This window comes from Pseudoalteromonas sp. SR44-5 (genome assembly GCF_014163675.1).
In the GTDB taxonomy this organism is placed as follows: Bacteria; Pseudomonadota; Gammaproteobacteria; order Enterobacterales; family Alteromonadaceae; genus Pseudoalteromonas; species Pseudoalteromonas rhizosphaerae.
This window is the reverse complement of sequence record NZ_JACJDT010000011.1, coordinates 58,797-71,362: the sequence shown is the minus strand read 5'-3', so window position 1 is coordinate 71,362 and position 12,566 is coordinate 58,797. Positions and strand designations below refer to the sequence as shown.

The following is a 12,566-nucleotide window of genomic DNA, read 5'->3' as shown; positions in this document are numbered from 1 at the left end:
GACTCACTCTAATTATTATCAGGCCTTTGTTATAAAGGCTGGAACAAACTCATTAGCTTAATCTGTTCGTCAATAAACACAACTTAAATCGATTAGCGATAAGCTGAACACTGCCATTTAGATCAATGCTTATTTAATATTGCTTCATAAATTAGCGAAACAATTGAGCCATATTTACCGGTTTCAAACTTTCTCCCCATAAATTCATAATCTGTTTCATTCCCTTCAATCGGGGTATGGCGAGCATTGGTAAGCAAAATTATCGCCAAGTCATAAGCGGGATCAATCACAGTAACCGTGCCCGTCCAGCCAGTGTGACCATACGCTTGTGGGCTCGCGTACGGGCCAAAATGCCATTGTAAAGCACCGTTACCGGCACGACGCCAACCTAAACCATAGCTTTCATCGCTGGCTTGCGGGGCAATGAATTGCTCTAATACTTGCGGGGTAAATATTTGCTTATCACCATAGCCACCGCGATTCAGCAATAACTGCGCAAGCACAGCTAAGTCTTGACCTGTACTAAAAAGTCCTGCGTGACCTGCGACCCCACCTAAGGAATAAAATGCTTTTTCGTCATGTACTTGTCCTTGTAAAACGTCGGTACGAACATTATCAAAGCTGATCCGTCCGTCACGAGTGTTTCCCATTAACTCAGTGGCAGCTATTTGGTTTTTTATAAAGCCCTTTTGCAATGGATTATAAACGGTGTGGGTTAAACCAAGCGGTTGATAAACTTGCCCTTCAACATAATTATCCAGCGACTGCCCGGAAAGTCGCTCCACTAATACACCGAGTAACATGTAATCAATATCTGAATATAAATGTTTAACGCTACGACCCGCAACAAATGGCACGCCTGTCAGTAATAAGTTTTTAGTACGTAAGCTATTTTGTGAAAAGAATCGCTCACCAAACTTATTATCTTTACGATGAAAATCAACTACCGCTGGATAACCTGCACTGTGGGTCAGTAAATCTTTGACTAACCGCTGCTCACGGCCCGCCCCACGAAACTCAGGTAAGTAATAAAATAGCGGTTTTTCTACATCAACTTTACCTTCACTGGCTAATTTCATTAACGCTAAATTTGTGGCAAACATTTTTGAATTAGAGGCAATATCAAATAATGTATCGCTTTTCATCTGCTGTGGCTGCTCTAATAATGAGCCATCAGCAAGGTATTTTTTAGCATCTCCATAGTGGCTTAATTTAATTAACTTACCATCTTTGATCACTGCCAGTACGGCACCGGGAAATCCTGCCGCGACTTCTTCGTTGATCAATTTATCCACGTTATTAAACTGCACTGACTTTACGGGCTTAGTTACTAAAGTTGGATAAGGAAAACGTAATGTTAAACTTGCCCCTTCGGGCTGCACATTTTCAACCTTGAACGTATTTGTGCCGTTGTGGGTCCGTTTAGATAAGCTATATTTGTAGCTATTATTGGCCATAAGTGGCTGAGCAATATTTATTTTTTCACCATTGATAAAAATATCCGCGCTCGTTGCGGTGTTATTTTCAAGGATAATTTCGCCTCGGCCTTTATAAGCTTTAAATGTACCACGGTCATTAACCAGTGCCCGAGAACTTGGATTAGGATTTGGTACCTGCAACACAACCTGCGCATTTGCTAAAGGCTTAATAATCGGTTCTGGGGCAAGTTGCTGTTGTTGATATTGCAACATTAACTTAGCTGCTTTTTTCGGAAAGTACTTCTGCATCAAAGCAAACAATACCGCAGCGCTGCGTGCATCTGCATTACCGCTTACATGCCAAGGTAAAAAGTGCATTTGAAAGGCACTTAATGTATCAAGGGTTTGTGGATCAAGTTGATTAGTCACGTGTACATCATAACCATAACCACGTAACGCTTTTTGCATTAAACTAATGGATGGTTTAACTAAACTAAATTGCTGCCAATATTTATCAACCGTGTCACTGTCATACCATGCACCAATACCAGCTTGGTACAATTGATACCATGGAAAGCGCGGACCTGGATCGTTTTTTCGTGTAGGCGCTATATCGGAGTGCCCTACAACTTGAGTTGGGCCAATATCAGGGTTACGGGCTAAAATACCTTTACTGAGCTCAATCAATAACGCTATTTGTTTAGCGTCAAAATCGGGGAAAATACACAGTTTTGAGGCGTCATTTTCCATTTGCTCATCAGGTTTAACTTCGGGATAGTGACAGCTTGGTACGTTAACAATTTCGATACCAATTGATTGATCATTTAAATCTTCACGGCCTTGCCAAAAGCTTGTCCCGGCATGCCACGCCCTATCATGTTCATCAACTAGTTGAATTACTTTTAATTCATCCTCAGGGTAGCTAGGATCATTTAACTCTGGTAATAAATAATGAGCACTTAAACCACCTTCATCGACTAAAGCACGCATCGATTTTTCAAAATCAATAGCGGTGTAATGCATGACTAAAAACTTAACACGATGACTGTAATTGGCAGATTGTGTAAACTCGTAAGGTGTTGAAGCGCAACTAGTCAAAAGTGCGGCAGTTGTAACTAAACAAAGTTTTTTAAACCAAGATAAAAACGTCATAGCCTTCTCATTGCTGATCAAAGTAAATAAGCGCAATCCCAAAACCACGATTAGCGGTATGTGCTTTTAGTAAACAATACATTAAATAAACCCAGTTCTCATATTGTTATTATAGTTTGGACAACTCAATTTGAGTTGTATAAACCAAACCCTATCACAGTAAAATGATTTGTAAATAATTTATTTCAACAAGTAAATTAAATAAAGATATTTTATCTCACCATAAAAACAGTGCCCGAGCGACTAGCAAATAAATCTGTTAGTTCGCGCTATTGGTGTTGTAAAATTAGATAATTAAAACTATATTATTCCAATTATTCTTAAACAATATTCCAAAACTTAATTGCGGCTATTGGGAATAATTTATTTTTTGTACGCACAGGAACAAGAGTAAAAACTAAGATGGTTACATTTGAACCTAGAATAAGTACAAATTTATTTCGATTAATGCTATAAATACGCCAAATATAAAAATAAGCGGGTAGTATGTCTACATTTGTAAAAATTAAAGCCTTACGTCAGTCCCTATCGAGCAGCGAAGCTAAGCTAGCCGACTTCACATTGAACTCAGCTAATGCTATTCGTAATCTTTCGTCTGTAGAGCTGGCTAAAGTTGTCGGCGTGAGCCAGTCAAGCGTTGTAAAATTTTCGCAAAAACTGGGCTACAAAGGCTTTCCAGCATTTAAGCTGGCTGTCATTGATGCACTCAATGATGAAACATCAGAACCAAAACTGCATGGTAAAATCACCTTAAGTGATTCACTAGAGCAAATAGCAGAAAAGCTACTCAGTAGTAAACTTGCTGTGCTTACTGAAACAAAAAACCTCAATGAAGCGCTAGCCATTGAACAGGCTGTTAGCTTGTTAAAATCAGCTAAGCGAATTTTAATTTGTGGTTTAGGGGGCTCTGCCCTGGTGGCTAAAGACTTCTCTTATAAGCTGCAAAAGTTAGGTATGCCAGCAATAGCTGAACCTGATGGTCATGCGCAGCTCGCCTATGTATCAACCTTTGCAAAAGGCGACTTAGTTATTGCGATCAGTGAATCGGGTGTTACCAGAGAAATTGCTGAAGTGGTAAAGCAGGCTAAGAAGAACGACAGTTACGTGATCTCTGTCACTAAATTTGGTAGTAATCCTGTTGCTGATCAAGCCAATGTTAGGCTTTACTCTGTGGCAGAAGAAGAGTCAGTCCGTTTATCATCGATACTTGCCCGTACTGCGCAAGACTTTGTTATTGATATTCTATTTATCGCTTTAACGCAATCGAGTCGTCAAGGTCGTAAATTACTAGAGCATTCAAATGACGTTGTTGGTGAATTTAGAAATCACTAACCAACGACATCCTAAAGAATTAAGGCCACTATTGTGGCCTTTCTTATTATAAAAACCACTTTAACAACAGCCGTGCAATAATAACCTATCTCTCGTTTGCTAATTTATAAATTATTTCTTTATTCCATGCCAACCAAAATTTTTTAGTTCATAAACAATAATTATTATTGTAACTCCAACAGTATTGTTCCAACTCAATAAAAAATCCTCCTTCTTTAGAATGAAAAACACAAAAACATGTTATTTCAATACATTAAATATGAGTAACTGCGCTAAAAATCGCGAAAACACTCCCCCAGCCTTACGCTTATATTGACAAAAAATATAACGAAACCAGTTTTTATATATTTTATTTATAGATACAACAAAAATAAGGAAGAGTTTATTCTTGACCATTAATGGCAACGCATGTTTAATGGAATAGCAACAATTGATCAAAGTTTATAACTCTGTTTGGGGAATCAACAAAGTTCAGAGCTATAAGTTAATTATAATAAGGACGGGGAAAACAATGAAAAAACATGTACCAACCTTCACTATAAGCTCGTTAGCGCAGGCCACACATCGCGCTCTGCGAGTGCCAAAAACTGCAATAACCACCGCTATAATAGCTGCCTCGCTAGCAAGTGCTCCTGCATTCGCGAATTTAAACGGTAGCATTAAAGGTAAGGTAAAAACCGAGCAAGCAAACCAACCACTAGCGGGTATTACCATTACTGCACGTAGTAACGTCATGCCAAAAGCGCGTACGGTGGTAACCCGTGAAGATGGCAGTTATGATCTCCCGCAACTAAAACCAGGCACTTATGAGCTGACCTTTGAAGACAGCAGCGGCGTTACACAAACAATAACTGTTGATGTACTGCTAGAGCAAACCTCAAGTGCTAATGTTGTTCTTGGCGGTAAAAAAGATAATGTTGAAGTAATTACAGTGACAGGCAGTAAACTATTTCGCCAAGGTAAATCAGCACTCACAAACTCATTAGGTGAAGAGGGAATTAATAATGTCCCTGTAGGTCAAGATTACCGAGACCTTTTAAAGCTTGTCCCTGGTATAGAACTTTCGGCAAATTCAACGTTGGGCCCATCCGCTGGTGGATCAGGTGTTGATAACTCATATGGCTTTGATGGTGTTAATGTGTCATTGCCGATGTATGGCAACTTAGCTTCAGAGCCATCAACACACGATGTTGCCTTTGTTACTATGGACAGAGGTGGTGCAAAAGCGGTTGGCTTTAACCGTTCTGGTGGCTTTTCAATTGACACAGTATCAAAATCTGGTACGGATGAGTTTCACGGTAATATAGAATACAAAATACAACCAAAAACCTTTGTTGCAACGCCAGTAGGTGAAGAGAGCTTTGAGCTTGATAAAAACTGGTTAACCGCAAGTTTAAGCGGTCCACTGATTGAAGATACATTATATTTTTATACCTCTTATTACCGTCCTGAAGAGACCAAAGCAAACAAAAACACAGCCTATGGCGAAGTAAAAGATTATGAGAGTATCCGCGACGAATACTTTGGTAAATTAACCTGGGCACCAACTGATGATATTTTGATAAATATCTCACAACGTACCTCAGATAAAGAAGTGAAAGGCGATTCGATTGGTGCTTACGAGATGGACACTGTATCTGTCGGCAGTAAAGCTGATCAAGATATCTTTACTTTAGATGGTTCATGGATCTTAGGATCAGCAACCACACTTTCGTTCCAATATAGTAAGTTTGAATTAGAAACAGGCTCACAACCTGATACACCATTGAGTGTAATCCCTTCTTTATCAAGCCAACTTGGTATTGATGACTTAGCTCAAATGGGTTATTTCTCTGTCCCAAGCTTAAGAAGTTATGACCCAGATGAAGGATTTAGCGAAGCACAAATCGCCGCATATAATGCTGGCGCAAATGCATTAATTAATACCTATGGCTATCTTGAAGACGCAGTGATGAAAGGCGGTGGTGGTGTTGGTGCATACGCAACTTATGACAATCAAAACTTTTATCGTGATTCCTTTGAAGTTAGTTTAGAACATGAACTTAGCTGGGGCGATGCATACCACATACTCCATTTTGGTGCAAAATGGGAAGAAGGCGAAGAGCAACTAACCAGACTCTCTAACGGTTGGGGTTCAATTGCATACATTGGTGGCTTAGTTGATGCTGATGCAAACACTGATGGTTTTGACCCTGCAAATGCTATCTACCGTGCTCGAGTCCAACAAATGAGTTTAGCAACGGCTGATGGCGCGCCTGTATCAGGCATTAACTCTGAAACACGCAGCCTAAACTTTGAAATTAACGATACTATAGAATTGGGTGATTGGACTTATAACTTAGGATTATTGGTCAGCCAAGACACGTGGTATGGTCAAGGCTTAAAAGCTAAATCTGGTACTATTTCTGGCTATGAAGTTGCTCCTGGTCACAAGTACCAAATGTACCAAACCAACTGGAAAGATATGCTGCAACCTCGTTTAGGTGCAACATGGACTTATTCTGACGAAGATTCCGTATTTGCAAACTTTGCGATTTATAATCCTGAAGCGAGTTCATTATCTCGCGCAGCATCATGGGATCGAAACACTCGTGCCGAAATTGAGTTATTACTAGATGAAGCTGGTAATATTTTATCATCTTCACCTAGAAATGGTTCATCTGGTAAAGTATTCCAAGATGATATGAAACCACGTCGTATTAACGAATTTACTATCGGAACCACTAAGTATGTTGGTTCTGACTTAGTATTACGTGCCCATGTTCGTCACCGTAAAGGCATGCACTTTTGGGAGGATATGCCAAACAATGCGCGTCTAACTGATTACTCAGGTGTTGATGCCGAAGGTGTACCGCAACACATTGCAGATAAAGGCTTATATGTAGCTAACTTAGCTGATATTCGCGACGAAATTGGTGGTTCATCGTATGTAATTGCAGAGGTTGATGGCGGCGAAACCAAATACTGGGAAGCGAGTATTGAAGCCGAATACTTGGGTGAGAATAGCTACGTAAACGCTTCATATGTGTGGAGTCACTACTATGGCAACTTTGACCAAGATAACACCACAACAAGCAATGATGCGAATAACTTTATTGGTTCATCTTATTATGGTGATGGTCGCGGTCGTTACCCTTGGGATAATCGCTATGGCACACTCTCAGGTGATAAACCTCACCTGTTAAAAGTATACGGTTACTATACTCTTCCTTGGGAAGCTAACTTAGGGGCGTACTTCGTATTCCAATCAGGTAAAGCATGGGAAGCATGGGATGGAACAACATACGGATACCCTACAAGCCATATTAGCCGCTATGCAGAGTCTGCTGGTAGTCGTCGCACTGCTAGCCATTGGCAACTAGACTTAAACTATACGCAAGACTTTAAGTTCTCTGGTGATATGGAACTACAATTTCGTGCTGATCTCTTCAACGTATTTAATCGTCAAACAGGTTATAACAAAAACCCGTATGTACTTGAAGAGAAATTTGGTGAATCGCGTAGCTACTACAATCCACGTAGCTTGCAGTTATCAGTTAACTTTAAGTTTTAATCTTATGGATTAAAGTAAGCGCTCAATGGGCGCTTATTTCCCCATCCATGGTAAGGCCACAATTGTGGCCTTTTTTAATGCCCTTTTTAATGACTAATAACTCAAATCATCCCAATACAAAACAAATACCTTATTTGCTTTTAACCCACCTTGTGGCAAAGTTAAAATGCAGGTCGCGGTTTATCCCAACATGTAGGCAAAGGTTTAACGTTATTGTCGCGAGGTAAACTCGCTGCTACAAATACCCCCACTAATTGTAGTGGTTCATTTATGGAGACTATTTTTACTGTTTTGAGATTGACGCTAAAACAAGACAACATTAATTGAAAACTAAAAACGCAGCCTAAGCTGCGTTTTAAAGTTTTATAAATAAAAATAGTCTTATTGATATAACAAATATGCTGCGCGTTGCTGTTTAAAGCGAGCTAGATCTTGTTGCCAGCTTTGTTTGATTTGCTGCTCTGTTTGGCCGGCTTCGATAGCTAAGCGCAGCTTATCAGTGCCTGCAAGTTTATCCATAAAGCCAGCACGTTCAAAGAACGTTTGCTCGTTTTGCGTAAAAGTTTTGTAGGCTGTAATAAATAAACTTAAATCTAGTCCTTTGATTGTACTGTCGCGTAAATCAAGACCTTGCACCTCTATCCCTTTAAATTTAGGGTTCATTGATGCTCCCTCAATAGCGCGCGGAGTAAAACTAAACTCCCCTAACGCAATCGGTGAATAACCTATCACTTGAAATGGAAAGTCTGTACCACGGCCAATTGTAATTGGTGTTGCTTCAAAAAAGCATAATGATGGATACAACGCAATTGACTGATCATTTGGTAAATTAGGGCTTGGCTGAACAGGTAAACTATACGTCATATCGCGGCGATAATGCGCCACAGGAACAACCGTCAAGTTTAGTGACGAAGCTTTATTTATCCACCCTTCACCTTTGATCATTTTTGCCAGCTCACCCACTGTCATACCATGTAATACAGGAATTTCATGCATGCCAACGAAAGACTGAAACTTTAAATCTAAAACTGGCCCATCAACATAAGCAATATTCGGGTTTGGCCTATCAAGTACAATAAAACCAATGTTATTCTCAGCAGCAGCTTCCATCATGTAATGCATTGAGCTGATATAAGTGTAAAAACGCACACCAACATCTTGAATATCAAAAATAATCACGTCTAATTTGCTTAATACAGTGGTATCTGGCTTTTTATTACTGCCGTAAATAGACACCACATCAATACCGGTCTTTGCATCCACCGTATTTTTTACATGCGCGCCGGCATCGTGGTCGCCACGAAAACCATGTTCAGGGGCAAATATTTTAGTAACATTCACGCCTTTATCACGCAGTAAGTCGACTATATGGGTGCCATAAACTTGTGAAGTTTGATTAACGACTAAGCCAACTCGTTTGCCCTCAAGTTGTGGTAGGTACTGCTGATATTGTAAAGCGCCAACACTTAAATTTACTTGCGGTGTATCAGTTAAGATTGCATCGTCAGTGCTGTTGTGGGCGCATGCGCTCAAAATTAGGCATTGTAATATAACCAATAATCTAATTAACATTTATAGTTCCACTGCTTTTCGTAAAAAACCATCCGCTTGGGTTAACATTTGCTCAGCTTGGGCGGCATCTTTGCCTGTTAAGATGATTAAAATAGCCAATTTAGCACTTTGTTTTGCTTGGGCAAGCGCATCGACTCCTTGCTGATGAGTGCAATCGGTTGCTTGCATTACGATGCGGATCGCACGAGCATGCAGCTTTTCATTGCTGGCATTCACATCAACCATCAAGTTTTTATAGACCTTACCAGTGCGGATCATACTGGCTGTGCTGAGCATATTTAATACTAACTTTTGTGCAGTACCCGATTTCATGCGTGTTGAACCTGTTACTGCTTCAGCGCCAACTACTGGGCAAATGCCAATATCAGGTAGTTTCATTACCGCGGAGTTAGGATTACAGGTTACTCCAACGGTGATACATCCTATTGATTTTGCATACTCAATGGCTGCTCGCACATAAGGTGTACGGCCACTAGCGGCAATCCCTACCACGACATCTTTAGCTTGTAGATTAACGGCTTTAAGATCTTCTACGCCTAATTTTAAGCTATCTTCGGCACCTTCAACTGCTTTTTTAAAAGCCGTTTCGCCACCCGCAATTATTCCCATTACTTGTTGATCGCTGACACTGTAAGTTGGCGCGCATTCCACAGCATCTAAAATACCTAAGCGACCACTGGTGCCGGCACCAATATAAATTAAACGACCGCCTTGCTTAAATGCCGTTACAATATGATCGACCGCTTTGGCTATCTCTGGGATCACTAACTTTACAGCAGCGGCAACTTTTTGATCTTCCAAATTTATTTTGGTTAAAATTTCGCGACTATCGAGTAAATCTATATCCAACGTATCTAAGTTTTGTCCTTCTGACACAATCCCGTTCAGCTCTTCTAAAAGTGCACGCTGCTGATTAAAATTAGACTCAGGGCTCATTGTGTAATCCTTGTGTATTCAATTTGTTTAATGCGGTCGCTGGCTAAAATCACCGCACCGGCTAACGAATCCCCTTGACGGGGAGATAAATTCAGTTGTGTATTTTCATTTAATAATGCAATAGTTACGTCCGCTAAACCGCCAATAATTATGACTGGTAACTGGCTCTGACCACGACATTTTTCAATCAATCTCTCGACTTGTCGAACATGCTCACTAAGCACCGTATCGGCTATTATACACTGTGTTTTTAAACTAAAGATTAAAGGACTAAAACGCGCATAATCTAACGCTTTGGCCTTCATTAACCAACTTGATATTTGTTCTCGCTCACGGCCAACTTGTTCACTCAGCTGTTGCGTTAGCAGGCTTTTAGGTTGCTCAAAGCGGTCTATTTCATCTAACAAGCATTGCACAGCACTTAACCCTAAGCGCGCACCACCGCCAAAATCATCAACCGAAAAACCCCAGCCGCCAATTAATTTTGTTTCTCCATCAGCGGATAATCTTGCTGCTACAGCGCCCGTTCCTAACGCTAACATTGCAACCGGCTGACCTAGATTTGCACCATATAATGAGGTGATTGCATCACTTACAATACTCAATTGCGCAAATTTAATATCACAGTCTAGCTGTAAGCTTGCAGTTACTCGCTCAGCAAGCACTTTAGACGAGCCGCCCGCAAGTCCCATTACCGCCAAAATTTGGCTATGCTTAGCGCCACTTTGTGCACATACGCTAGTGATCACTTGCTGTAAACTAGTAAGCGCCGTATTAAAATCGTTATAAACTGAGGCTGCACCAGCCTGCGCAGTAAATTCTTCAGCGCTATGTAAATTCACTAATTTCGCCAGCGTTTTGGTGCCCCCGCCATCAATAGCCAGTATATAGTCAATGTTCATGCCTATTGGGCTCCTACAGCTGACTGGCCGCGCTGGGCAAGTTGAGGTTTACCTAAACAACACACTAAAGTCGACAACGCAGTACCAATACATAACTGCCAAGTAAAGCCTAAATAGAAGCGATCTGCTGCCGGCAATAACCAATCAATGATGTATGGTTGCATGAATAAAGTGATCATAAAGCCGACAATTAACGCCGCCAATACTGAGCCTTCACTGCCACGTTTAGTAAATAGTGTTGTAAAATACACGCCCAGTAAACCACTGTACGAAAACACCATGACACTCAGCGCAAACTTAAGAAGCGGCATATCACTGTATTGCTGCCAGAAATAACAAACTATGGCCATTAACGCTAATGATAGGCTCACAACCGCCATGCCAATACGCCCGGCTTTAACAAAATGGTTATCGGCAACTTGCTTATTTTTAGCTGCTAAATAAGGTCGATATAAATCTTGTACAATGACCGACGACATCGAACTTAAACCGGAGTTTAATGTTGAAATGGCCGCGGCAATGATACCGACGCTAACTAAACCTTTAACACCAGCAGGGGCCTCATTAAGTACGTAGTACATAAAAATAGTGATTTTTTCACCATTAAACTCTTGTACGACTTGCGCACCGTCACTGTTCATTAATGCTGGCTGCTGATAAACGATATAAAGTAATAAACCAATAAAGATAAATACCAACATCACGGGAATAACCATCACGATAGAAAGTAGTAATGCTTTACTGCCTTCTTTGTCACTCTTACACGTCAGTAGACGCTGTGTCATATCTTGATCAAGACCAAAGGCGGCAATGTTAAGTAATACAAAGCCGGTTAATACCGACGCCATATTGAACACCCCACTTGGACCAAAATCTAAATCAAATTTGAAAATCGCCAGCTTTGAATCAGCACCGGGGGTTGGCTCATTTAAGGTTGCTAAAATAGTTGAAAAATCAGCGGGGATCAGTACCAACAAACACCAGATAACGGCAATCGCAGCACTGACATATACGACACTTTGCAGCACATCAGAATAAATTACACTGCGAATACCACCAAATACGGTATACAACAAACCCGCAAGTGCTAATAGCAAAGTCGCTATAATCACACTTTCTGCGGCTATATTACCGTATAAAATCATCGCTACTGCAATCGCGGCCATATATAGACGTGCGCCACTGGCGAACACTCGGCCAAATAAATACATTAAGCCGCTGCGGCGTTTAGCTTTTGGCCCTATGCGCTTTTCAAGCAGTTCATAAACGGTGTACACTTTTTGTTGATAAAACTTAGGGATCAGAAAAATAGAAACAATAAATGCAGCTATGAATGCGCCAATGTTCGTCGCTAAATACGATAAATCACCTTGATAACCCTGATCAGGTCCACCAATAAAAGTGGCAGCAGACTGTGAAGTAGCTAATACCGAAATAGCCACCATCCAGGTCGGCATACTATTACCGCCTAAAAAGAAGTCTTTACTTGAGTTGGCGCGCTTACGGTTAAACCACCAACCACTGAGTAATAAAATTGCTCCGTAGCTTGCGAATACGAGCCAATCTAGCAAGGTGTATTGTGCACTCATTTATTATCCCAATTTCAAACCAATCAATGGAATATATTATTCCATCAAATTAATAAAAAGAAAACAATTTTATTATTTACTTTGTAAAGCCACGCGAACGCGTGGCTTTACA

Annotated in this window: 7 protein-coding genes; 2 read left to right on the top strand and 5 right to left on the bottom strand. The window is 40.6% G+C overall.

All coding sequences use genetic code 11. The features are described 5' to 3' along the window. Positions 1-122: 122 nt before the first annotated feature. On the bottom strand, positions 123-2,570 hold the full coding sequence (gene pbp4b / locus H5154_RS08520) for a penicillin binding protein PBP4B (RefSeq protein ID WP_182718012.1): 2,448 nt from the start codon (positions 2,568-2,570) through the stop codon (positions 123-125). A 486-nt stretch (positions 2,571-3,056) separates the two neighbouring features. Between pbp4b and H5154_RS08515 the strand changes: the two genes are divergently transcribed. Both H5154_RS08515 and H5154_RS08510 read left to right on the top strand, forming a co-directional pair. Beyond that, positions 3,057-3,902: a MurR/RpiR family transcriptional regulator gene (locus H5154_RS08515; RefSeq protein ID WP_145240869.1), complete on the top strand. Its 846-nt coding sequence runs from the start codon at positions 3,057-3,059 to the stop codon at positions 3,900-3,902. A gap of 511 nt (positions 3,903-4,413) precedes the next feature. After that, complete coding sequence (locus tag H5154_RS08510) at positions 4,414-7,455, top strand: TonB-dependent receptor (protein ID WP_182718011.1); 3,042 nt, start codon at positions 4,414-4,416, stop codon at positions 7,453-7,455. A gap of 381 nt (positions 7,456-7,836) precedes the next feature. Here H5154_RS08510 and H5154_RS08505 read toward each other — a convergent pair whose 3' ends face one another. From H5154_RS08505 to H5154_RS08490, 4 genes are read right to left on the bottom strand one after another with little or no spacing between them, the layout of a single operon-like run. Next, on the bottom strand, positions 7,837-9,027 hold the full coding sequence (locus tag H5154_RS08505; protein ID WP_182718010.1) for an exo-beta-N-acetylmuramidase NamZ domain-containing protein: 1,191 nt from the start codon (positions 9,025-9,027) through the stop codon (positions 7,837-7,839). Further along, positions 9,028-9,963 carry an N-acetylmuramic acid 6-phosphate etherase gene (gene murQ / locus H5154_RS08500; RefSeq protein ID WP_145240861.1) on the bottom strand — a complete coding sequence of 312 codons (936 nt, stop codon included), beginning with the start codon at positions 9,961-9,963 and terminating at the stop codon, positions 9,028-9,030. Next, a complete protein-coding gene (locus H5154_RS08495; RefSeq protein WP_145240859.1) occupies positions 9,960-10,865 on the bottom strand; it encodes a BadF/BadG/BcrA/BcrD ATPase family protein in 906 nt (301 codons plus the stop codon). Before H5154_RS08495 ends, murQ begins: the two co-directional genes overlap by 4 nt. Positions 10,866-10,867: 2 nt before the next feature. After that, entirely contained in the window at positions 10,868-12,454 is a 1,587-nt protein-coding gene (locus H5154_RS08490; RefSeq protein WP_182718009.1) for a sodium:solute symporter, read from the bottom strand. Positions 12,455-12,566 lie beyond the last annotated feature (112 nt).